The sequence below is a fragment of the Nocardia sp. NBC_01327 genome (assembly GCF_035958815.1).
GTDB lineage: Bacteria > Actinomycetota > Actinomycetes > Mycobacteriales > Mycobacteriaceae > Nocardia.
Genome location: NZ_CP108383.1, coordinates 995,747 through 1,018,764, shown reverse-complemented (window position 1 = coordinate 1,018,764; position 23,018 = coordinate 995,747). Strand labels below are relative to the sequence as shown.

At 66.7% G+C, this 23,018-nt stretch carries 24 protein-coding genes; 4 read left to right on the top strand and 20 right to left on the bottom strand.

Going from position 1 to position 23,018, the window contains the following annotated elements:
* Positions 1-103: 103 nt before the first annotated feature.
* The 18 genes from OG326_RS04480 to ftsH form a co-directional block, all read right to left on the bottom strand.
* On the bottom strand, positions 104-1,063 hold the full coding sequence (locus tag OG326_RS04480) for an esterase/lipase family protein (RefSeq protein WP_442790913.1): 960 nt from the start codon (positions 1,061-1,063) through the stop codon (positions 104-106).
* A gap of 167 nt (positions 1,064-1,230) precedes the next feature.
* Positions 1,231-1,941: an anthrone oxygenase family protein gene (locus tag OG326_RS04475; protein ID WP_327143355.1), complete on the bottom strand. Its 711-nt coding sequence runs from the start codon at positions 1,939-1,941 to the stop codon at positions 1,231-1,233.
* Positions 1,942-2,060: 119 nt separating this feature from the next.
* A complete protein-coding gene (locus tag OG326_RS04470) occupies positions 2,061-2,684 on the bottom strand; it encodes an FHA domain-containing protein (RefSeq protein ID WP_327143354.1) in 624 nt (207 codons plus the stop codon).
* A gap of 198 nt (positions 2,685-2,882) precedes the next feature.
* Positions 2,883-3,248 (bottom strand): histone-like nucleoid-structuring protein Lsr2, encoded by a 366-nt coding sequence (locus tag OG326_RS04465; RefSeq protein ID WP_327143353.1) that lies wholly within the window; start codon positions 3,246-3,248, stop codon positions 2,883-2,885.
* A 118-nt stretch (positions 3,249-3,366) separates the two neighbouring features.
* Positions 3,367-4,833 carry a lysine--tRNA ligase gene (lysS, locus tag OG326_RS04460; RefSeq protein WP_327146368.1) on the bottom strand — a complete coding sequence of 489 codons (1,467 nt, stop codon included), beginning with the start codon at positions 4,831-4,833 and terminating at the stop codon, positions 3,367-3,369.
* A gap of 159 nt (positions 4,834-4,992) precedes the next feature.
* Positions 4,993-5,424, bottom strand: a complete 432-nt coding sequence (locus OG326_RS04455; protein ID WP_441342915.1) for a rhodanese-like domain-containing protein — start codon at positions 5,422-5,424, stop codon at positions 4,993-4,995.
* Positions 5,421-6,044: a cysteine dioxygenase gene (locus OG326_RS04450; protein ID WP_327143352.1), complete on the bottom strand. Its 624-nt coding sequence runs from the start codon at positions 6,042-6,044 to the stop codon at positions 5,421-5,423. Before OG326_RS04450 ends, OG326_RS04455 begins: the two co-directional genes overlap by 4 nt.
* 209 nt (positions 6,045-6,253) lie before the next feature.
* A complete protein-coding gene (locus tag OG326_RS04445; RefSeq protein ID WP_327143351.1) occupies positions 6,254-7,048 on the bottom strand; it encodes a type III pantothenate kinase in 795 nt (264 codons plus the stop codon).
* 20 nt (positions 7,049-7,068) lie between these two features.
* Complete coding sequence (gene panD, locus OG326_RS04440) at positions 7,069-7,491, bottom strand: aspartate 1-decarboxylase (RefSeq protein WP_327143350.1); 423 nt, start codon at positions 7,489-7,491, stop codon at positions 7,069-7,071.
* A gap of 12 nt (positions 7,492-7,503) precedes the next feature.
* Positions 7,504-8,430 (bottom strand): pantoate--beta-alanine ligase, encoded by a 927-nt coding sequence (gene panC / locus OG326_RS04435; protein WP_327143349.1) that lies wholly within the window; start codon positions 8,428-8,430, stop codon positions 7,504-7,506.
* Complete coding sequence (locus tag OG326_RS04430; protein WP_327143348.1) at positions 8,430-9,359, bottom strand: Rossmann-like and DUF2520 domain-containing protein; 930 nt, start codon at positions 9,357-9,359, stop codon at positions 8,430-8,432. Before OG326_RS04430 ends, panC begins: the two co-directional genes overlap by 1 nt.
* 114 nt (positions 9,360-9,473) lie before the next feature.
* Complete coding sequence (locus OG326_RS04425; protein WP_327143347.1) at positions 9,474-10,601, bottom strand: DUF6779 domain-containing protein; 1,128 nt, start codon at positions 10,599-10,601, stop codon at positions 9,474-9,476.
* A gap of 198 nt (positions 10,602-10,799) precedes the next feature.
* Positions 10,800-11,270, bottom strand: a complete 471-nt coding sequence (locus OG326_RS04420; protein WP_327143346.1) for a DUF3180 domain-containing protein — start codon at positions 11,268-11,270, stop codon at positions 10,800-10,802.
* Positions 11,267-11,803 carry a 2-amino-4-hydroxy-6-hydroxymethyldihydropteridine diphosphokinase gene (folK, locus tag OG326_RS04415; RefSeq protein WP_327143345.1) on the bottom strand — a complete coding sequence of 179 codons (537 nt, stop codon included), beginning with the start codon at positions 11,801-11,803 and terminating at the stop codon, positions 11,267-11,269. The genes OG326_RS04420 and folK overlap by 4 nt, the downstream gene beginning before the upstream one ends.
* 2 nt (positions 11,804-11,805) lie before the next feature.
* Positions 11,806-12,195: a dihydroneopterin aldolase gene (gene folB, locus OG326_RS04410; RefSeq protein WP_327143344.1), complete on the bottom strand. Its 390-nt coding sequence runs from the start codon at positions 12,193-12,195 to the stop codon at positions 11,806-11,808.
* Positions 12,192-13,154 carry a dihydropteroate synthase gene (gene folP / locus OG326_RS04405; protein WP_442791005.1) on the bottom strand — a complete coding sequence of 321 codons (963 nt, stop codon included), beginning with the start codon at positions 13,152-13,154 and terminating at the stop codon, positions 12,192-12,194. Before folP ends, folB begins: the two co-directional genes overlap by 4 nt.
* An 11-nt stretch (positions 13,155-13,165) precedes the next feature.
* Positions 13,166-13,786, bottom strand: a complete 621-nt coding sequence (gene folE, locus OG326_RS04400) for a GTP cyclohydrolase I FolE (RefSeq protein WP_327143343.1) — start codon at positions 13,784-13,786, stop codon at positions 13,166-13,168.
* A 134-nt stretch (positions 13,787-13,920) separates the two neighbouring features.
* Positions 13,921-16,296: an ATP-dependent zinc metalloprotease FtsH gene (ftsH, locus tag OG326_RS04395; protein ID WP_327143342.1), complete on the bottom strand. Its 2,376-nt coding sequence runs from the start codon at positions 16,294-16,296 to the stop codon at positions 13,921-13,923.
* 305 nt (positions 16,297-16,601) lie between these two features.
* On the opposite strand from ftsH, the gene OG326_RS04390 reads away from it, so the two are divergent.
* Positions 16,602-17,531, top strand: a complete 930-nt coding sequence (locus OG326_RS04390; RefSeq protein ID WP_327143341.1) for a hypothetical protein — start codon at positions 16,602-16,604, stop codon at positions 17,529-17,531.
* A 141-nt stretch (positions 17,532-17,672) separates the two neighbouring features.
* Here OG326_RS04390 and OG326_RS04385 read toward each other — a convergent pair whose 3' ends face one another.
* Positions 17,673-18,515, bottom strand: coding sequence for a DUF1266 domain-containing protein (locus OG326_RS04385; RefSeq protein WP_327143340.1), 843 nt, complete (start codon positions 18,513-18,515; stop codon positions 17,673-17,675).
* Between the two features lie 301 nt (positions 18,516-18,816).
* On the opposite strand from OG326_RS04385, the gene OG326_RS04380 reads away from it, so the two are divergent.
* On the top strand, positions 18,817-19,092 hold the full coding sequence (locus OG326_RS04380) for a DUF2277 domain-containing protein (RefSeq protein WP_327143339.1): 276 nt from the start codon (positions 18,817-18,819) through the stop codon (positions 19,090-19,092).
* A gap of 4 nt (positions 19,093-19,096) precedes the next feature.
* Here the strand turns inward: OG326_RS04380 and OG326_RS04375 are convergent, their stop codons facing one another.
* Positions 19,097-20,338, bottom strand: a complete 1,242-nt coding sequence (locus tag OG326_RS04375; RefSeq protein ID WP_327143338.1) for a PucR family transcriptional regulator — start codon at positions 20,336-20,338, stop codon at positions 19,097-19,099.
* 174 nt (positions 20,339-20,512) lie between these two features.
* On the opposite strand from OG326_RS04375, the gene OG326_RS04370 reads away from it, so the two are divergent.
* Both OG326_RS04370 and OG326_RS04365 read left to right on the top strand, forming a co-directional pair.
* Entirely contained in the window at positions 20,513-22,162 is a 1,650-nt protein-coding gene (locus tag OG326_RS04370; RefSeq protein ID WP_327143337.1) for an aldehyde dehydrogenase family protein, read from the top strand.
* Positions 22,162-23,001 (top strand): SDR family oxidoreductase, encoded by an 840-nt coding sequence (locus tag OG326_RS04365; RefSeq protein ID WP_327143336.1) that lies wholly within the window; start codon positions 22,162-22,164, stop codon positions 22,999-23,001. Before OG326_RS04370 ends, OG326_RS04365 begins: the two co-directional genes overlap by 1 nt.
* Positions 23,002-23,018 lie beyond the last annotated feature (17 nt).

The following is a 23,018-nucleotide window of genomic DNA, read 5'->3' as shown; positions in this document are numbered from 1 at the left end:
GTCCACCCTATTGCGAACCGGCGACAGTACGACTCATTCCCTCATAACGGGCCTGTAGCCGGGAACGTTTCCATCTCGGCTACGCCCACAGCGAACATACGAACTATGCCCCGGTGAAGGGCGGGATGAAGCCGCACGGCACCGGACGCTGATGCGCCGGGTCGAGGGCATTGAGCGCGAAGGTGGCCGCCCGCTGACTGCCCGCGATGGCCAGATGATCGGAGTAATCGGTCGGGCAGCCGTTCTGCACCTGGATGTTCACCGCGTTCGGCCCGGGCACCAGACCGCTGGTGAACGGCACGACCAGTTCGTCGTAGGCGGTGTCGATATTCGTGTACGACACGGTCGGGTCGTACACGCCGTCGGCGTTGAGGGCGGCGATGAAGGGGCTGCCGCCGGTCATCTCCGAGCAGGCCGGGCAGATGCCGGTCCCGCCCAGTGCGCCGTCCAGATCGTTCACGCCGAGCGCCCGCGCGAAGATCCGGGCCACGCCCATGCCGTCGCCGTAGGTGCCCAGCCAGGGCGCGGAGATGGCCACGAATTTATCCACCTCACCGGAGCCGCCTGCCCGCTTGATGAAGTAGTTGCCGACGATATTGCCCTGCGAATGGGCGATGAGATCGACCTTGGCAGCGCCGGTGGCGGTGCGCACGCGATCCACGAAGCCGCCCAGTTCGGCGGCTTCGGACTCGATCGACTTCATGCCGCCCAGTGCCGACAGCGGCCACGGCACATCGAGGCTGCCGTAGGTCAGGGAGTAGACGCAGTAGCCCTCGTTCGCCAGCAGCGGGATATAGGCCCCCCAGTTGGTCTGTGCGCCACCGGCGGTGCCGTGCACGAGCACCACGGGGTCCGGATGCACCGCGGAGGGCTTACAGGACCAATCGTTCGAACCGGGCATGGAACCGCCCGGATTGGTGAGCTCGTACGGGATCCCCGCGAAGAAGTTGAAGGTGACCGGATAGTCGGCATGGGCGGTGCCGCTCACCCCTACCGACAGCACCGCCAGCATTGCCATGATCAACAACGATCCCGGCGACCGGCGCAGCAGCGCACGACGCATGAGCCCTCCCAAATTAGAACGTGTTCCGACAAGCTATTCGGAATTCACTTGCGTTGAGGGGCTTACTGGCGGGTAAGTTCTGAAACCTGTTACACAGCTGTCCCATAGCACTTCGCCATAGCAAAACGGCGGGGACCGGAATCGGTCCCCGCCGGAAGCCCGCTCGGCTAGCGCTGCCCCGGAGCCGCCTGCCAGGCCGGAGCGAACTGCGGCTGGGCGACAGCGGACTGCGGCTTTGCCGGAGCGAACTGCGGCTGCGCCGGAGCGAAACCGTGCGCCGGAACCTGAGCGATGGGGGCTGCGAAGCCGCCGCGCACCGGCTGGCCGCCGAACCCGCTCGCCACCGTGCCGCCGGTCGGGAGCGCCGCCGCATTCGCCCGGCCGTGCTGCATGCCCGCCACGAACAACCCGCCGATCAGCACCAGGAACGCCAGGGTGTGCAGCACGGCGCGGGCGATATTCCAAGCCACCCAGGAGGATTCGAACTGCGACCGGATCGCGGCCGGATCACCGATCTGCGCCGGATCGCCCGCCGCGGCCAGCTGATTGTTGAGCGGCACGTTCAGGCCGGAGGTGATCAGGAAGGCAATCACATTGAGCGCCAAGGCGACTGCGATCCAGATCAGCGTGGTCCGGGAATCCTTGCCCAGATGCAGCGCCGCCGCCAGCACGGTGAAGGCCACGGCCCCCATGAAGCTGAACATGAACCACGGGTTGACGATGACCACATTGATCTTCTGCATCACGTCGATCATCGAGCGGTCGTCGGTGCGGTGCAGGGCCGGCATGACCGAAATCGCGTAGGCGTAGAACACTCCCGCGACCAGGCCGGTCGCCAGCGTCGCCGCCACCAGGGCAATCGTGCGAAGTGCAAACATCGGAGTCTCCTGACTGGATCTTCGTCGCCCCGGATTCCCCGGGGGAGCAACGACTTCCAGTCAACCGCCGGGCGGCGGGAGACGACATCGTTCAGAAGCTCGCGGACATCAGCATTCGTCTACAGATCGCGTTCGGAGATGACACCGCTCTGCATGGCCAGGTTCGCGAGTCGGACGCGTTTCTGGTTCTGCGGAAGATCCTCGACGCCGAATTTCGCGAAGAGCGTGCGCAAATGGGTCTTGATGGCGTCCACGCTGAGGAACAGCTCGGCGGCGATCTGCTGATTGGAGGCGGGTGAGGCGAAACCGTCATTGCCGCGCAGGGGGCGGCACAGCGCGATGAGCACGGTCCGCTGGGTTTCGGTGAGCGAGCGCAGCGTGGGCAGGCCGCCGGTGGAGGTCTGCGTGACATCGCCTGCGGCGCCGCTGAAATCGTGGAAGGTGACCCGCGAGGTGCCCATCCGGATGACATCGCCAGGCTGCAGCCGATGCCGCCCCACCAGGCGATCACCATTGACGAAGGTGCCGTTGCGGGAGAGGCCGTCGTCGACGATGGTCCAGTGTGCGCCCAGATATTCGGCGGTCGCGTGCAGTCGCGACACCTCGACGTCCCAGGCCAGGGAGAGATCGGCCTGCGGTGAGCGGCCGATGGTGATGCGGGGCTGATCAGGGGTCAGCATCAGCTCGTGCTGACGGCCCTCATGATCCTTGACCCGCAGGAAGGAACCGTGAAATGCGGTCACTGCGCCGATACCTCGTCTCTACGCCCAGCCAGTGACATCGTTCGCACAGGTTCAATGGTGCCGTGCCGTGTCGGCGCGAGCAAGATCGTCCCACGGATATGGGCAACCAGCACTCATACCAGTTATACGCAAAGCGTATAAATAAACCACTGCCGCCCGGGCTCGCACGAAACACCCGAGCGGCAGTCGCAAAGACAACTAGTTCTTCGACGCGGCCTTGTTGTAAGCCTCCGTGATGTCCGCGGAGATACGACCACGCGCCGACACCTTGTGCCCATTCCGGCGCGCCCATTCGCGAATCGCCGCACTTTGTTCGCGGTCGATCGAGACCCGGCTCTTCGGGCTCGTGGTCGCGCCGGCAAGCGCGGTCTTGGTGCGGCGCCGGCCGCTCACGCGACGCGCGTTCGAGACCCAAACCTCCAGACCGTCCCGCAGCTTGGACGCATTAGTCGTCGACAGGTCGATCTCGTACGAGACGCCATCGATTGCGAACTCGATGGTCTCGTCCGCGATGGACTCACCGTCGACATCGTCGATCAGGCTAACGGTGACCTTCTTTGCCATGAGATGAACGTCCTCTCGAAATCGTGCGACCCGCATAGTTAGGCCGATTACCCAAAACTAGAATACCGCTAAATTCGATAGTCCCAGAACGGGTACCGACAATGCAATCCAGCGAACTCTAACGAGCTGCCGGACGCACAATTGGAAAGAGTATCGTTTCTCGGATTCCCAAGCCAGTCAGGGCCATCAGCAACCGGTCGATTCCCATACCCGTTCCGGTCGTCGGAGGCATACCGTGCTCCATCGCGGCAAGGAAGTCCTCGTCCAGGCGCATGGCCTCGTCGTCACCCGCGGCAGCCAAACGCGCTTGATCCTCGAAACGCTCGCGCTGGATGACCGGATCGACCAGTTCCGAATATCCGGTAGCGAGTTCGAAGCCGCGCACGTACAGGTCCCACTTCTCGGTAACCCCGGGCTTGCTCCGATGCTGACGTGTCAACGGAGAGGTCTCCACGGGGAAGTCGCGCACGAAAGTCGGCGCGTACAGCTTGTCGCCGTAGACATGCTCCCAGAGTTCCTCGACCAGTTTGCCGTGACCGTAGCCCTTGTCCTGCGGAATTTCCAGACCGACGCGATCGGCAAGTGCCAGCAATTCCTGTACGGAAGTTTCCGGCGTGACCTCCACACCGATCGACTCCGACAGCGACGGGTACATCTCGACGGTGGTCCACTCGCCCGACAGATCGTATTCGGTTCCGTCCGCCAGTGTCACCAGCAGCGTGCCGTAGACCTCCTGCGCGACTTCCTGGATCAATTCCCGCATCATCTTCGCGGAATCGTCGTAGGTGCCGTACGCCTCGTAGGTTTCCAGCATTGCGAACTCGGGCGAATGGGTGGAGTCCGCGCCCTCGTTCCGGAAGTTACGGTTGATCTCGAAGACCTTCTCGATGCCGCCCACCACACAGCGCTTCAGGAACAACTCCGGCGCGATACGCAGGAACAGCTCCAGATCCAGCGCATTGGAGTGCGTGACGAACGGGCGCGCGGCGGCGCCGCCGTGGATGGTCTGCAGCATCGGGGTCTCCACCTCCAGGAAACCCCTGCGCTCCAACGCATTCCGCAGCGCACGGACCGCCTGGACCCGCGTACGGGCCATCTCCCGGGCCTCCGGGCGGATGATGAGATCGACGTAGCGCTGCCGGACGCGCGATTCCTCGTTCATCTCCTTGTGCGCCACCGGCAGCGGGCGCAGCGCCTTGGCCGCCATCTCCCAGCCGTCCGCCATGACGCTCAATTCGCCTGTGCGCGAAGCGATCACCTCGCCGTGCACGAATACGAAATCACCCAGATCGACATCGGCCTTCCAGGCCGCCAGCGATTCGGCGCCGACGCCATTGAGGCTGATCATCGCCTGCAGCTTGGTGCCGTCACCCTCCTGCAGAGTGGCGAAACACAACTTGCCGCTATTGCGCTGAAAAATAATGCGACCCGCAACTCCGACCTGCTGACCGGTCTGCGTATCGGCGGCCAGATCCGGGTATGCGGCACGAATTTCGGCGAGGCTGTGCGTCCGCCCGACGACTACCGGATAGGGCTCGCGTCCCTCGGCCAGCAACCGCTCCCGCTTCTCGCGGCGAATCCGCATCTGCTCCGGGACATCCTGTTCCACGGCCGCCACCGTAGTACGGTTTTGACCTGCGGGGGATGTGGTGCCAGCGGGAGAAGAGGGGGTGGGGGTGCTCACGGGGCTCTAGCCTATCTTGCGGCGGAAACCCTTTTCTTCCCACACCCGGGCAAACTGTAATCAGAGCCAGGCGAGTGTCGCGACCTCACGCTCGAAGTGCGGTGCGGTGGCCGCGACCATGAGCAGTCCGGCCGCTTTCAATGCCTGATATCCACCCACCAGATCGGTGGCGCGGCGCAGTCCCAACTGCTGCAGCGAGGAGGCCGCCAAACTGGACGTATAACCCTCGGAGCAGACGATAATCCACTCCCGATCGTGGTCGTCGGCCAGCGCCAAACGCGCCGAACTGGTCGGATCCAGCCGCCATTCCAGGACATTTCGCTCGATCACCAGGGCGCCCGGCAGGGTGCCCTCCCGCAATCGCTGCGCCTGCGGGCGAATATCCACCAGCAGCGCGCCGCGGGCAATGGCCTGGGGTATTTCCACCGGATACAGCCGTCGCAGCCGCTCGCGCGCCTCGGCGAGCATGCCGTCGATCGTCAAGTGGGTCATTCGAGTTCGCCTTCGGGCTGGTCGGTGAGGACGGAACGAGTGCGCCGCAGGGTGCCGTGACCGGTGACCTCGTAATAGGACATGGCCGTCAGCGGCGGCGAATAGGCATGCACGCTCAATGTCGGATCCAGCGGACCGGAGATTCCCGCCTCCGATTCCGGGGCACGCACCACGTCGTGCACCCAGCCCAGCGGGAAAGAGGCCTGGTCACCGGCCGCCAGCGTGCGGCGGCGCAGTTCCGTACCGTTCCACCGGAATTCCGACAGCGCGCCGGAGAGCACGGTCAGCGCACCCAGCGAACCGGCATGATCGTGCAGTTCGGTGCGCACGTCCGGCACCCAGCTGATCAGCCACAGATCGACCTCGTCATCGGAGAGAAGCCTTACCGCCCAACGCTTTTCGACCGGCCAGAGGCCGTCGGCGGGCAGCAGGTGATCGTAGCGGCCGGCCAGGGTGTCCTCGGCGCCTTCGTCGGTGAGACGCAGCAGGTCGGCGGGACGGAGCCGGGTGGGGAGTGCGGATGCGGTGGCCCGCTCGGTCACCTCGGGCAGCAGCCGCGAAGTACGAGCGGGAGTGGACGCCGAATCGGCGACAGGGATCGAAAGCAAAGAAGATCGCATGGGCGAAACTCCAAAGAGTGTGTTTTACGGTCGAGGGCTAAAAACGCAACCTCGACAAAGCCGAGGCTAATCAGCCTCGACAACACTCCTGGGTGCTCACACGGGAATACACGTGGGCGAGCTTAGCAGGCCATCGCCGCGGAGCAATAGCACCCGCCGCAGAGGACTGCGTCACAAACCATGAGGTCTGCATTTGTTCGCCCCCGGCCTCAGCGCAGCCGGCGCTGCTGGTTGCGCTCGTAGACCAGGCGCAGACCCTCGAGCGTCAGATGCGGTTCGTGGTGGTCGATGGTCTCCGACTCCGGGACGATCAGCGGCGCTGTCGCACCCGTCGCGACTACCGCGTGATCACTTCCGGAGAAAATATCGAATTCGTCGCGAATGCGATCGATGAGACCGTCGACCATGCCGGCGAAACCGAAAACCGCGCCGGACTGCATGCACTCCATGCTGTTCTTGCCCACCACCGAACGCGGGCGGGCCAGCTCGGCGCGGCGCAGGGCGCTGCGCTCCACCAGGGCCTCGGTGGAAATCTCCACACCGGGGGCGATGATGCCGCCGAGGAACTCCCCCTTGGCCGACACCAGATCCACACAGATGGCGGTGCCGAAATCCACCACGATCGCCGGGCGCTGGAAACGGTGATAGGCGGCAAGACAATTCACAATGCGATCCGCGCCCACCTCCTTGGGATTGTCCACCAGCAGCGGAATACCGGTGCGCACACCGGGTTCCACCACAATGTGCGGCACATGCTCCCAGTAGCGGCCCAGCATCTCGCGTAGCTCGCGCAGTACCGGCGGCACCGTGGACAGCGCCGAAACGCCCACCACCTGATCGGCGTCCGCGCCGATCAGACCGCGCACCTGCAGTGCGAACTCGTCCGCCGTCAGCAGGGGGTTGGTATGGGTCCGCCAGTGCCGCACCAGCTTCGCGTGCTCACCGCTGCCGGAGAACAGGCCCAGCTCGATACTGGTATTGCGGACATCGATGGTCAGCAGCATGGGTGTGCCCGCCCCTCCGTTCAGTTCGCGAAGGTCAGCGAGCGCGGCGAGATCAGATCCGAGCCCTCCGGCGCGTGCGCCGGATCGCTGCCCAGTTCCACCTGCCGGTTGCGGTCGTCGACGAACACCACGCGCGGCGCGTACGCCTTCAGCTCGGCCTCGTCCATCATGGCGTAGGCGATGAGAATCACCAGATCGCCCGGATTGACGAGATGTGCTGCGGCGCCGTTGATTCCGATGACACCACTGCCGCGCTCCCCCGCGATGATGTAGGTCTCCAGGCGGGCGCCGTTGGTGATGTCGACAATGCAGACCTGCTCGCCCTCCAGCAGATCGGCGGCGTCGAGCAGATCCTGGTCGACGGTCACCGATCCGACGTAGTGCAGGTCGGCGTGGGTCACCGTGGCGCGGTGGATCTTGGACTTCATCATGGTGCGCAACATCGGCGTTGCCTCCTAACGGGTTGCCGCAGCGGGCTGTTCGGGGGTGGTCGGATTACCGTCGATCGGCGTACCGAGGGTGACGGGCAGATTGTCGATCAGGCGGGTGCTGCCGATCCGGGCCGCGACCAGCAGGCGGGCATTGCCGCTGGCCTGCACCGCACCCAGGTCGGAGCCGCGCAGCTCCAGATAGTCGAGATCGATGTCCGGTGCGGCGGCGAGCACCGAATTCGCCGCTGCCAGAACGGCTTCCGCACCGAGCCCGGCGGCATGACGGCCGGCGGCCAGGGCTGCCGACAGGGTGGTGGCCAGCTCGCGCTGCACCGGATCCAGGAAGCGATTGCGCGAGGACAGCGCCAGGCCGTCCCGCTCGCGCACGGTCGGCACCGCGACGATCTTCAGATCGAAGTTCAGGTCCCGCACCATCTGCCGGATGAGCGCCAGCTGCTGGTAGTCCTTCTCACCGAAGAACGCCTCGGCGGGACGGCAGATCTGCAGCAGCTTGGCCACCACGGTCAGCATGCCCGCGAAATGACCCGGGCGGACGGCGCCTTCGAGCTCGTCACCGATCGGGCCCGGATGCACCGTGGTGCGCGGGCCGTCCGGGTACATCTCGGCGGCGCTCGGCGCGAAGACCAGCTCCACACCCTCGGCGCGCAGCAGCGCCACATCGGCGTCGAGCGTGCGCGGGTACTTGTCCAGATCCTCGCCCGCCCCGAATTGCAGGGGATTCACGAAGATCGACACGATGACCACCTGATTGGTGCGCTTGGCCCGCCGCACCAGCTCCAGGTGCCCCTCGTGCAGTGCGCCCATGGTCGGGACGAGGGCGACCGTACGACCCACCGACCGCAAGGCCTTGGCAACCGAGGTGACCACCGCCGGATCGTGCAGCACGGTCAGCTCGCCGCGCTTGTAGCTGCCACGCAGTTTCGGGTCCATCAGCGTCCTTCCAGCAGATCGATCAGGGCGGGATTGCTGCGCGCGCGTTCCGCCGAACGCAATGACAGGGCGCGATAGCCCGCCGCCAGCCGGGGATCCAGCGATTCCAGCGCCGTCAGATGCGCCGCCACCGCGGGCACATCGCCGCGCGCCACCGGACCGGTCAGCGCGGCCGGACCGCGTCGCAGCGCATTGTCCAGCGCCGCCGAGGCGAGCGGAGCCAGCATTCTTTCGGCAAGCCCGTTCGGCTGATCGTCGATCACCTGCTGACCGAGCAGGCCGGGGCCGGCCAGGGCGGCACGCAGCGCTTCCACGGCATCCACCACAAGGGTCACCAGATGGTTGCTGCCGTGCGCCAGCGCCGCGTGATAGAGCGTGCGGTTCTCCTCCGAGACCCGTACCGGCTCGCCGCCCATTTCGATCACCAGCGCCTGCGCGATGGCGTAACCGATGTCATCCGCGGCGGTCACGCCGAAGCAGGCATTCGCCAGGCGCGCGGCATCCTCGTCATGCCCGGTGAACGTCATGGCCGGATGAATCGCCAGCGGCAGCGTCCCCAGTGCGGTGAGCGGCGCGAGAATTCCGATGCCGTTCGCACCGGAGGTGTGCACCACGATGGTGCCCGGCCGCACCGCCTGCGCGGCCGCCAAACCTGCCACCAGACCGGCCAATTCACTGTCCGGCACGGCCAGCAGCAGCAGTTCGCTGCGCGCGGCCACCTCCTCGGCGGGCAGGATCCGGGAGTCCGGTAGCCGGGTCTCGGCCCGGCGAATCGACGCATCCGAAATAGCGGAAACGCCGAAAACCACATGACCGGCGCGCTCGAGCGCCGCACCCAGGACGGAGCCGACGCGTCCCGCCGAGACGATTCCCACCGTCAATCGTGCAGGCGCAAGATCGGTTCCGCAGACATCCTTGTCCGAGGTCACCCTTGTCCTCTCGAAGTCGTTCCAGTCCCGCATGGCGGGTACCGGACGTTACGGCCCGAGAATATCGGCCCCGATACGCCGGGGCCACCGGGTGTGGGATGTCTTACAGCACCCCTACCGATCACCCTCGGAACGCAGATTGGCCATGATCTCCGCGACCGACAGCCGGCGCGTGGCATCGCTGCCCGCATCGTCGTCGGACCGGCGGCGGCGCCGCGCGCTCGCGGTGCCGATGGGCGCCGCGGGCGGTGTGGGCTGCGCCAATCGCGCGGGCGCGGGCTCGGCGGGCGCGGCCTGCGCGTCGGCGGCCGGCTGCGCGGCGGCATTCGCGGGCGGTCCCGTCGGCGGCACCGGGGCATTGGCCGCGGCGCCGAGATCGGTCTCGAACCACGCGACCTGCGCCGGCTGTTCCTGACCGAGGGTGGTGAGCGGTTCGGTGCGCTTGTCCGTGGCCGCGCTCGCAGGGTCCGGACGCTGCCCGTTGACGCCGGAACCGGCGCGCAGCGCATCGGCGGCCGTGCGGACGGCATCGGTGTCCTCCCGCGAATCATCCTGCTCGGCTTCGGCTTTCGCGGCGGAGCCGGAGAGATCGTCCTCGAAGGGCCGCAGGTGCTCGAAGTCGTGCGGTGGTTCGTAATCGCGGGTGCGGTCGGCCGGGTGATGCGGGATGCGCATGCGCTCCAGGGCCTCCGGAGTGACGATCGAGGTCTCCGCCGTCACCGGATCGTCGAAGGGACTGGCGAAGGCCGGGGGCTCGGGATGATCGGCGTCGAAGACCGGGGTGATGCGGCTGCGCGGGTCCTGCTCCACCGGATCGGCGGGCGTCGACCACGGATCCCAGTCGCGGGTGTTCTCCCAGTTACCGTTCGCCGACGGACCGGGAATCTTATTGTCCGCACTGGGCAATTCCTGGACCCGGACGGCATCCGCACGCAGGGCGGGCCGCTCGTAGGGCAGGTCGCCGTCGAAGAGTCGCTGCAGGCTCTCGCGCAGCACGGTCAATTCGACGCGCAGCGCGGCCATCTCCTCCGAGTCCGCGCCCACTTCTCGGCGGACCCGGGTTTCGACGCCGAGTTCGTATTCGCGGCGCGCAGCAACCTCACGTTCCAGCTGGAGTTGGTAGACCTTCTGGAGGTCACCCACTTTCGCCTTGTCCGTAGCCGACTCCCTGCGATAACGGGTCGCGGCGAGGGCCCCGATGGCGGCCGCCCAGAGCGCCGCAACCAGGCCCACACGGATCATGTGGACGTTGTCGCTGAAGACCAGGAAAACACTGGCAACCAGACCGAGAAGAAGCAGAACGCCGGTGAAGAATTTTCCCGCGTCCTCCCGTCGTCGACGGGAAGAGCTGCTCCGGGAGGGTGAAACCATGTCCACCAACATAGCTTGAACTGGTCGGTACGGCTTCAACCTTGCCGATCATCCTCGGCAATATGTTAACTATGAGGTAGCTGCCTCATCGGGCGGATCGATCGGCGCCCGACAGCAATATTCCAGCCACAGCGCCGCCGCGACCAGCACCAGACCCGCGATCAGGCCGACGACCGCACCGGGCGTGTCCGAGGCCGCCGCCCGTATTTCCGGGCGCTGCGGCAGCAGCCAGATCAGGAAACCCAGCCAGATACCGCCCACCAGCGACCCCACCTGCCCCGAGGCCTTCGCCAGGGCCACCGCCCGTGCCGCCGTGATCGGATGCAACTGCCCCGATCCCGGCCCGATCCCCCGGTTCTCCACCCGGGACCGAATCACGAACGCCAGCACCACCTCCAGCACGGCCACCGGCAGCAGCGACGCCCCCGAGAACACCGAGATGGGCGGAAAGCTCGAATACGCCACATTGGTCGCGATCCAGGCGACCACGGCCGCCAGCGCCACATTCGCACACAGATCCAGGATGCGAGTCGGCTTCACGCGGGCCAGCCCAGCGTGTGCTCGGTGCGGCGCACCCCGTCGACCTCGGCGGCATCCAGTGCGGCGAGCAGCTCGCGCAGCAGCTGCGGGACACCGGCGGTCACCTCCAGCGCGGCCTCGGGCTCCACCTCCAGCCACGGCACCAGGACGAAGGCGCGATGCTGCGCCTGCGGGTGCGGCAGCGTCAGGGTCGGGTCGGCACTGCGGCAGGGCACCTCACCGTCGCGGCGGTGCTGCGCGGCCCAGACGATATCCACATCGAGAGTGCGTGCGCCCCAGCGAACCTCACGCACCCGCTCGGCGGCCTGCTCCAGCTCCTGGCCCACCCGCAGCCAATCACTGGGCTCCAGATTCGGATCCTCGGCGATCAGTACGGCATTCAGGTAGTCCTGCTGCGGCACACCGCCCCACGGCGGCGTCGAGTACACCGAGGACACCGCCAGCAGGCGCGGCCGCAGCGCCTCGATCACGCTGCGCAGATGCGCGAGCCGATCACCGAGGTTCGATCCGATCGACAGGACTACCCGGCTCACCGCTACTCCTCCACGCTTTGCTCGAGCCCCGTCCGGCGACGGGACGTGACCACCCGGACATCCTCGAAGGTATGCGGAATCGGTGCGGAAGGCTTGTGCAGCACCACTTCCACAGCCTGAATTCGCGGGTCGTTCATCACCTCGTCGGCGATCTCGGACACCACCGTCTCGATCAGATCCCGCGGTTCGCCCGAGACGATTCGCACCACCTGATCGGCCAGTTCGCCGTAGTGCACGGTGTCGGCGACGTCATCGGATTTCACGGCGGCCGAGAAATCCGTCCAGAGCGTCACGTCCACCAGGAACTCCTGGCCGTCCCGCTTCTCGAAGTCGAAGACGCCGTGGTGGCCGAAGACGCGCAGTCCGCGCAGTTCGATCCGATCGGTGCTCACAGTTGTTCTCCCTGTGCACTTCCCGGCCCGCCGGACGCGGACCGGGGATTCGTCCATGTCCATCTGTCCACCGGATTGCGCGCCGCCGCCCGTCGGGCAGCATTGCGCCAGGCATCGTTGACCGCGATCGCATCGAGCGAGGCGCGCACATCGTGCACCCGCACACCCCAGCCGCCGTGCTCGGCGGTCAGGGCGGAAATAGTGGCGGTGGCGACCTCCCGGCCGTCGGGCGGACGCGGCGTATCGGCGTCGGCCAGCAGCGATCCCAGGAAGCGTTTGCGTGAGGCGCCGATCAGGATCGGCAGGCCGGTCGCCACGAATTGCGGTAGCGCACCGAGCAATTCCCAATTGTGGCCGGCGTTCTTGGCGAAACCCAGGCCCGGATCCAGCACCAGCTTGCCCGGATCGACCCCGGCCGCGACGGCCAGATCGACCTGCGCGCGCAATTCCGCGAGCACCTCGGTGACCACATTCTCGTAATGGTCGGCAGCGCCGGTGTGGTGATAGTTCGCCCCGGCCCGCCAGTGCATGAGAATCCACGGAACACCGGCCGCGGCAACAACTTTCGCCATATCGGCATCGGCGCGACCACCGGAGACGTCGTTCACCACGGACGCCCCGGCCGCGACGGCGGCCTCGGCCACCCGGGCGCGCATGGTGTCCACGCTGGTCGGCACCCCGAGCGACACCAGCTCGCGAATCACCGGGGTCACCCGCTCCGCCTCGGTGTCCGGATCCACGCGGGTGGCGCCGGGCCGGGTGGATTCACCGCCGACATCGATGATGTCGGCGCCCATGTCGTAGAGCCGCCGGCCGTGCGCGACGGCCGCACCCACATCCAGGTAGCGGCCGCCGTCGGAGAACGAATCCGCGGTGACGTTCACGACACCCATCACGACGCAGGAGCGGCCGCCACGGGGAACCACCAGTTGTGCCCCCCGCGAACCGCTTTCGGTCATGGTAGGAGCGCTCACTTCCGCAGAATGAGGTCCAGGGCCTCGGAGCGCGAGGACGCATTGGTCTGCAGCAGCCCGCGCACCGCCGAGGTGGTGGTACTGGCGCCGGGCTTACGGATACCGCGCATCGCCATGCACAGATGCTCGGCCTCGATCACGACGATCGCGCCGCGCGGATCCAGCTTGCGCATGATGGCATCGGCGACCTGACTGGTGAGCCGCTCCTGCACCTGCGGGCGCTTGGCGTAGAGATCCACCAGGCGGGCCAGCTTGGACAGTCCGGTCACCCGGCCGTGCGCACCCGGGATGTAGCCGACGTGCGCCACCCCGTGGAAGGCCACCAGATGATGCTCACAGGTGGAGAACATGGGGATGTCGCGCACCAGCACCAGTTCCTGATGCCCCTCGTCGAACGTGGTGTTGAGCACCGAGTCCGGTTCGGTGTAGAGACCGGCGAACATCTCGCTGTAGGCCCGCGCGACGCGCGCGGGGGTCTCCGCCAATCCGGGCCGATCCGGATTCTCGCCCACCGCGATCAGCAGTTCGCGAACGGCAGCCTCTGCCCGCGCCTGATCGAACGGCCGGCCGGTATCGAGTGCGATCGGGCCGGAGACGACACGGCTGTTGGCCGACAATCGACACCTCCTGTATTGAATTGCCGCACCTGCGAGCGCGGCGTGTTCGCGGCTGTACAACCCGTTTGCGGGCGGATTACATTCCGCCCGCAAACGGGCCTGACCCGAACCTTCGGATCGTATCGGGGCCGCGATCAGCGACGCCCGTTCGGTCCGTCCCATTCGCTGTTCTCGTCCTCGGCAGCAGGCTGCTGCCCGGACGGGTACTCCGGCTGGCCGTAGCCCGGCTGCGAGTACCCCGGCTGCCCGGGCTGATACCGCTGCCCGCCGGCCGGAGCCCAGCCGCCGTAGGCCTGCCGCGGCTGCTGTGCGCCGCCACCCTGCTGCGCCTGCGGGTCGTCCTCCTGCGGAGGCCAGCCCGGCGCCGACCAACCGGCCGGAGCGCCGTAATCCGGACGCGAACCGTGCGTGCCACCGTGCCGCGGTTGCTGCGGCAGCGGATAGCCCACCGGTGCGGGCGCGGCCGGATAACCGCCGTACTGCGGTTGCGCGGCCGGATAGCTCGGATCCGCCGGATAACCGTTGGCGGGCTGCCCGACCGGAACGACCGGGCGCACCGGCTCCTCCGGCCACGGCTCGCCGCGTTCGGTGGCCAGCTCGCGCGGAGTCTTCACCGGCGGGCGGTCCGAGGGGGTGCGTCCACCGAAATCGTTGAAAGCGGTGATGCGCGGCCGCTTTTCGATGGTGGCGAGCACAACCTCGAGATCCTTGCGGTGCAGGGTCTCGCGCTCGAGCAGTGCGGTGGCGAGGGCGTCGAGCTCATCGCGGTAATCGTTGAGCACCGCCCACGCCTCGGTGTGCGCGGCCTCGATGAGGTTGCGCACCTCCTCGTCGATCTCGCGGGCCACCTCGTGCGAATAGTTCGAGTTGGTGCCCATGGACCGGCCCAGGAACGGGTCGCCCTGCTCCTCGCCGTAGCGCACCGCACCGAGGCGGGCACTCATGCCGTACTCGGTGACCATCGCCTTCGCGATCTTGGTGGCCTGGTCGATATCCGAGGACGCACCGGTGGTCGGCTCGTGGAACACCAGTTCCTCGGCCGCGCGACCACCCATGGCCATGACCAGGCGGGCGATCATCTCCGAGCGCGTCATCAGGCCCTTGTCGTCCTCGGGCACCGTCATGGCGTGGCCGCCGGTGCGACCGCGGGCCAGGATGGTGACCTTGTAGACCGGCTCGATATCGGGCATCGCCCAGGCGGCCAGGGTGTGCCCGGCCTCGTGGTACGCGGTGATCTTCTTCTCGTGCTCGCTGATGATGCGGGATTTGCGGCGCGGGCCGCCGATCACGCGATCCACCGACTCCTCGAGCGACGCGCCGGTGATGACGGTCCCGTGCTCGCGGGCCGTCAACAGCGCGGCCTCGTTGAGCACGTTCGCCAGATCAGCGCCGGACATGCCGACCGTGCGCTTGGCCAGACCGTCCAGATCGGCATCGGGCGCGACCGGCTTACCGGCCGAATGCACCCGCAGGATCGCGCGGCGACCTGCGAGATCCGGATTGCTGACCGGGATCTGACGATCGAAGCGGCCCGGACGCAGCAGCGCCGGATCCAGGATGTCGGGCCGGTTGGTCGCGGCGATGATGATGACACCGGTGCGCTCACCGAAGCCGTCCATCTCGACCAGCAGCTGATTCAGCGTCTGCTCACGTTCGTCGTGGCCACCGCCGAGGCCGGCGCCGCGCTGGCGGCCGACCGCGTCGATCTCGTCGACGAAAATAATGCAGGGGGCATTCTGCTTGGCCTGCTCGAACAGGTCGCGCACCCGGGAGGCGCCGACACCGACGAACATCTCGACGAAGTCCGAACCGGAGATGGTGAAGAACGGGACACCGGCCTCACCCGCGACCGCACGGGCCAACAGGGTCTTACCGGTGCCGGGCGGGCCGTAGAGCAGCACACCCTTCGGGATTTTCGCGCCGAGGGCCTGGTAGCGGGCCGGCTGCTGCAGGAAGTCCTTGATTTCGTAGAGCTCTTCGACGGCCTCGTCGGCGCCCGCGACATCACCGAAGGTGGTCTTGGGCATATCTTTCGACAGCTGTTTGGCCTTCGATTTACCGAAGCCCATCATGCCGCCGCGGCCACCGCCCTGCATGCGGGACATCACGAAGATGAACAAGCCCAGCAAAATCACCATGGGCAGCATGAACAGGAGAATCTGGCTCAGCCAGGAATCCTGTTTGACGGAAGTGTTGACCTTCGCACCCGAATTCTGTGCGGCTTGGAAGACCTGTTGAGAGATCTCACCGCCGCCGGGATACTTCGCGATGATCTTCTTGTCACCGCCGGTGGCATCATTGCCGTTCTTCAGCGTGATGCGCAGCTGCTGCTCTTTATCGTCGATCTGAACCGAGTCGACGTTGGACTTGTCTTGAAGCTGAGAGAGCGCCACCGACGTGTCGACGCTCTTCCAGCCGCGCGTGTCGTTGCTGAAGTAGCTGACCAGGTAGATCACGAGCAGGAAGCCCGCGACTATGGCCAGGTTGCGGAACACAGTCTTGCGGTTCATAGAGCGTCGGCCGACGGCCAGTCCTTTCCGGGGGGTGTATCCGGTTTGCCTGCGATGCGTTCGTGGCGCGCCCGTTCCGACGAACGGATGCGGACATGCCACGTTACCGCGTACGGTCTAGTCGATACATCGCGCAGTTCGCCAGCTAGTGCAGTTCAACAGGTAAACGGCTAAAGAACGCAGGTGGTTCCCCGACCAACTGCGGCAACACGTCGGATCGATCACCCCCTGGTGTCGGACCGAGTGGTCACAATGATGGCATGGTCGTCCAATCGTGAGCGACGACACAACAGAGCGCAGGGGGTATGGACATAGTCGAGCTACGGACACCCACAGCGATTGTGCGGCACGGCAACGGGCGTCTGACGGTGCTGCGCCCCGGAACGGACGGCGAGCGAGTACTCGACGTCCCGGTCGCCGAGCTTCTCAAGGTGCGGTTGAATCGCCGCGCGGATGATGCGGTCGTGATCGAGATCTATCTCCGCTATCCCACCCCGGTTCTCACCGGCGTCCCGGCCGACCGGACGCCGCTTCCCGTTCTCATCGCCGAGCACGATGTGCCCGCCGCCACCGTCATCGTGCAGCGGATCAACAATCAGATCCTGGGCACGCAGCGCCTGGATGTGGCCGCTCCCGATCTGACTCCGCCCACACCCTCCTGGGGTCGCGGCGGCCCCACCCGCGCCGATGTGGACCGCGCGGTGCGGCGCATGACGCCCAAGCGGGATGCCAAAACGGCCATCGCCGCCCTGCACCGCTACGTCACGCCCGACGAGTTCGTGCTGGAATCGGCGATCGTCAGCGCGCAGCCGCCCGCGGCGAAAGGCGCCGGGCTGCTTGCCATCACCACCACCCGGATGATTTTCGTCTCGCTCGGCGCGAGTAAGCGTTTCGCGCACGAGCTACCCATCGCGGCCCTGCTGTGGGCACGCACCGCGGACGAGGCGTCCACCACGGTGGCGATACCGGGCGAATTCGGCGTCGAGGTCAATGACGGCAATCTGACCTGGCATTTCACCGCCGCGGATCATGCCGATATCGAACGTGTCACCGGTGCGCTGAATTTCGCGATCCAGCGCGAATCCGCGGACGGGGCGGCCGGTCCCGCCGATCCCGGTGTGCAGAAGCTGTATTCGGAGTGGGAACTGCTGGTGGAACGGCATTCCCTCGCCATGGTCGACGATGCGCAATTCCAGCGCTACGGCCGCGGAATTCTCCGATCCCTTCCGGATTGAGTACGCGCTTTCAGGCGCGAGAAACTCAGGGGCTTCGCCCCGAGACCCCCGAAGAACAGTTTGGGGGCCAAGCCCCAAACCCCTGAGGGGACAATGGGATTCGGCCCCCGGGGGGTCTTCGGTGGTCGGCCCCGATACGGTCTAGTCCTCGGGCTCCGGCACTTCCTCCGCCTGCAGTTCGATGCGGCGCCAGGGGCTGGTCGGTCGCATCCAGAGGCGCAGGAGTTCCATGCGGCGGTCGACGCCGCCGGATTTGAGTTCGGCGAGGTCCTCGCAGGCCTGCCAGTAGGTCCAGCCGGCCAGGTAGGCATCACCGAATTGCCGCCAGTTGCGGTATTTGCGCTGTGCGAGCGGCAGGGCGCGCATGAGGTAGTCCCAGGCGACGTTCGCTTCCAGATAGCCGGCCGTATAGGCCATGCGGCTCACCGCGACCACGCGGGCGAGATCCCAGGCTTGGATATCGGTGGGCAGCGGGCGGACCAGATGTTCGGTGAGGCCGAGTTTGATGGCCTGGGACCAGATGTCGTAATCGCGGACCAGGGCTTCGGGATTCTCCATCCCGCGGAACGAGCCGACCTGACGCAGGAAGGCGCGATGCCGGTCGGCGCGCTCGCCGAAGCGGTCGCGTTCAGGGGAGTTGATCCCGGCCATGACGAGCGGATGCACCAGCGAGTAGAGCGGCGAGTGCATGCCCTCCAGCAGTTGCTCCATGGATGCCATGGCCTCGGTGCCGTCGGTGATGCCCCAGGCGCCGGTGAGGGTGTCGATGGCGAGTTCGCGGCGATCGCCGAGGGGATGTTCGCGTTCGGGGCCGAGCAGCAGGGCGTCGTGGAAGGCGTCCCAGCGGGCGGAGTAGAAACCGCCCAGCGCCAGAGCGCGCAATTCGTCGTCGGAAACCTGCGCGCCCGACCAGTGGTCGTCCTCGCGCTGGTCGAGCTCCGGGTAGGGGAAGGTCGTCAGCGTGGGCACGTCGCGGGCGGGCATACCTCGATTGTGTCTCAGCGCAGCCATATTTGCCTCCGCTTCGCTCCGGCGGGTGCTGTGTCTAATTGCCTACGCTTCGCTTCGGCGGGTCGTGGCCCTGTTACCCGGTTCTTCCCTCCCTGCGCTCGCCGCTGCGCGGCATTGCTCCGGTCAGTCCAGAACCGGGCGGGCCACGACCTTGGGGTGGATGTTGTTCGGGTGCTTCGGCCTTCGCTGCGCTCGGAGGGGGGCGGGGTGCGATCTTTGGCTGCGCTGAATTCTTGCCCTGTCATGCAATGGAATCGGGACTACTCTCTGGGCCATGTGTAGAAATATCACCATCCTGCGTGGGCTGGAGCCAGCCGCTACGGAGCAGGAAATCTACGCGGCGGCGCAGGAATTCGTGCGCAAGGTCAGTGGCGTCTCGGGTTTGACCACGGCGACGAAACCAGCGGTCGACAAGGCGGTGGAGGCCATTGCGGCAGCCACCACCCAGCTGCTGGCGGAGTTGCCCGATCGCCAGCTGCCACCGCAGTCAGAGCCGCCGCTGCGCCGGATCGCCGCCCGGGGCGCCGCCCTCGACGAGGATGCGAGTTAGCCCGCTAGACGCCGTAGACGGCGACGCAGTCGAGCGCGATTTCCAGGCGCGGGCCGCGTTGTTCGAGGGGGCGCCCGAGTAGTTCTTCTATGCGCTGAATTCGGTACCGCACGGTGTTCTTGTGCACGCCCAGTAGTTTCGCGGCAGCATCCGGACTGCGCCGCGCCCGCAAATAGGCGTGCAGGGTTTCGCGCAGGCGTGCGGAGTGCGCGTCGGGCGCCGCGAGCGCGCCCAGTTCCCGTTCGATGAGCGCCCGCATGGCGAGCTCGTCGGTTCCGGCCAGATAGGCCACTTCGATCTCCGGATAGTGCAGGACTCGCGGCAGGGCGGGCCGGGCGCGTTCGGCGACCTGCCGGGCGGCGACCGCCTCGCGGTGGCTGCCGCGGAATCCGGTCACGTTCGCCGCGGGCATGCCGACCGCCACTCGGACGGGCGCGTCCACCGGCCAGTCGGCCAGCACGGGGTCCGGGAGGTCGTCGTCGAGGCCGATCCAGGCCCAGAGCGCGGAGGCGCCGGAGGGGACGGCCAGGACGCTGCCGTTGCCCACCGCGAGCGCGCACCGGGTCGCCACTCGATCCAGCAGTCCGGCCGCATCCTCGACGCCGTCGGGCGGGGCCAGGCCGGGGCGCTCCTCGGTCCACAGCACCAGTGCGAGATGCCGTTGCGCGAGCCGGTATCCGAGCCGGGCCGACGCGAGTTCGATATCGAGGTCGCCGCCGTCCAGCAGGGCGCGCACGATTTCCGCACGCTGGTTGAGGGCGGCGCGCAGTCCGCTCTCCCGCTCCTGCATGTAGGTGTCGGTGAGGGTCTCCACCGAGGTGCTGATCCAGCGGGTGGAACGGTCGAAAAGCCTTAGCAGCACCTCTCTTTCGATACCGCCGGGCAGTTGCCCCTGGCCGACCACCTCGGTCATGTACTCGAGCAGGGCCTCCTGGCCGACGTGGTAGACCCGCAGCAGGAAGCGCACATCGTGACCGCGGCGGGCGATGGTCCGGGCGAACGCGTGCGCCTGCTCCGGGACCGGGTAGTCGAACCGATCCTGGGTGAGCCCGCTGAGTACTTCGAAGGCGTGGGCGCGGGTGCTGGCGGCGAGATCGCGGCGCATATCCCGGTCACGCAGTTCCGGAATGCGGACGATGATGGCATTGTCGAGGTCGGTGATGACCTGTTCCAGGGTCTCGGTGCGCAGGGTTTCCGCGACGAAGTCGGCGATCCACTGCCGCACGACCGGGCTGGTCTCGGCCATAACCACGGTGGACCTCCAGAATTTGGTTCCAAAGTACAAAACCGCACGGAATCCTTGACCCCCGAGGCCAAGAATGTGCTGCCGAAATTGTGTCACGATCATAGTTCAGTGAGTTGTCGCACAGTTCACAGAGCCGATCCGGTTCGCAATGCAGCGCACGTGGGAGAGCACATCGTGACCAATACCGAACCCGCCGAGACGGGCACCGTCCGCAAGACCGCGGCGCGGAAGCCCGCGGCAACCAAAACCGCACCGAAACCGGCCGCCGCGGCCGCCCCGCAGCCTGCCGCGCCGACCGAGTTCGAGGTCCGCAATCCCGCGACCGGTGAGCTGGCGGGCACGGTGCCGATCGATTCGGCCGAGACGGTCGCCGCGAAGGTCGCGCAATTGCGCCTGCATCAGCCCGAGTGGGAGGCCATCGGGGCCGACGGCCGCAAGGAGTGGCTGCTGAAATTGCAGGACTGGTTCGTCGACAACACCGATCATCTGGCGGATGTGCTGCAGTCGGAGACCGGCAAGGCGCGCATCGACGCTCTCATCGACCCGGCGTTCTCCATCGACCTCACCGGCTATTACGCCCGCCGGGCCGCGAAATTCCTTGCGGACGAACATCCTTCACCGCACAGCCCGCTCGCCCGGGTGAAGTCGCTGACCCGGGTGTTCCGGCCGTATCCGGTCGTCGGTGTCATCACGCCGTGGAACTTCCCGCTGGCCATGCCGGTCATCGATGTGATCCCGGCGCTCGCCGCGGGCGCCGCCGTCATTCTGAAACCCTCCGAGGTGACACCGCTGTCGGCGATGGAGCTGGCCCGGGCCTGGCGTGAGATCGGTGCGCCGCCGGTGCTGGAGGTGGTCACCGGTGCGGGCGAGACGGGTGCGGCCGTGGTCGCCACCGTCGATTACGTGCAGTTCACCGGCTCCACGCCGACCGGCCGCAAGATCGCCGCGGCCTGCACCGAGCGCATGATTCCGTACAGCCTGGAGCTGGGCGGTAAGGATCCGGCCATTGTGCTCGCGGATGCGGATCTGGATCGGGCCGCGCACGGCATCGCCTTCGGCGGTCTGTTCAATGCCGGTCAGGTCTGCATTTCGGTGGAGCGGGTGTACGTCGAGGCCCCGGTCTACGACGAATTCCTGAAGAAGCTGACCGCCGCCGTGAAGGAGGTCCGCCAGGGCGTCGACGGCCGGGAACCCAAGTACGACATGGGCGCGCTGGCCAACGAGGCGCAGGCGAATATCGTGCAGCGGCATGTCGAGGAGGCTGTGAAGCAGGGCGCGCGGCTGCTCACCGGCGGTAAGCGCACCGGTGTCGGCACGCTGTTCGAGCCGACCGTGCTGGCCGATGTGGATCACTCCATGACCTGTATGACCGAGGAGACCTTCGGCCCGACGATTCCGGTCATGAAGGTCGCCGATGAGGCGGAAGCCGTTCGGCTGGCCAATGATTCGATCTTCGGTCTCTCCGCCTCGGTGTGGAGCGGCGACAAGGATCGCGCGGAACGCATTGCGCGCCAGCTGAATGCGGGCGCGGTGAATATCAACGATGTGTTCTCCAATATGTTCAGCTTCGCGCTGCCCATGGGCGGCTGGGGGCTGTCGGGTGTGGGTGCGCGCTGGGGTGGTGCGAACGGCGTGCGCAAGTACTGCCGGCAGCAGGCCATCACCAAGCCGATCCTGCCCACGCAGACCAAAGAGCTGCTGTGGTTCCCGTATTCGCCGACCAAGCTGGCGTTCTCGCTGGCGGCCATGCGGGCCGCGGGTGCGCGCGGGCTGCGCCGGTTGAGCGTGCAGGCAGTGTTCGACACCGTGAAGGGGACCAAGTAGTGACCGACTTCAGTTCGATCACCGGCAAGGTCGTGGTGATCACCGGCGGTGCGCGCGGCATCGGCCTGGCCACCGGTAAGGCGCTGCAGGCGCTGGGCGCGAAGATCGCCATCGGCGATATCGACGAGGTCAGTGTCAAAGAGTCCGGTGCGGCACAGGGTTTCGAGGTGTACGGCCGCCTCGATGTCACCGATCAGCAGTCCTTCGAGGCGTTCCTCGACGAGGTCGAGAAGCAGCTCGGGCCGATCGATGTGCTCATCAACAATGCGGGGATCATGCCGACCGGGCGGGTGGTGGACGAATCCGATCAGATCACCCGGCGCATTCTCGATATCAATGTGTACGGCGTGATTCTCGGTTCCAAGCTGGCGCTGGCGCGCATGCTGCCGCGCGGGCGCGGGCATGTCATCAATATCGCGTCGCTGGCGGGTGAGACCCATATTCCGGGTCTGGCCACCTACAACGCGAGCAAGCACGCGGTGCTGGGCTTCACCGATACGGCGCGGGAGGAGTACCGGGGCACCGGATTGCAGTTCTCCTCGGTGCTGCCGACGCTTACGAAGACCGAACTGGGATCGGGTGTCACGGCTCCCAAGCTGCTGCGCCCGGCCGAGCCGGAGGAGATCGCGGACGCGATCGCCAAGTTGATCGTGGAACCGAAGGCCAAGGCGCGGGTGACCGCGGTGGCCGGGATCATCGCCCAGGTGGTCGGGCTGCTGCCGCAGTCGGTCGGCGATGCCATCGGGCGGGCGCTGGGTGCGCAGAACGCATTCCTCGACGATGTCGATTCCGACGCCCGCAAGGCGTACGAAGCGCGGGTGCGCGGGACCGGTAACTGAGACTCGCGCACGACGAT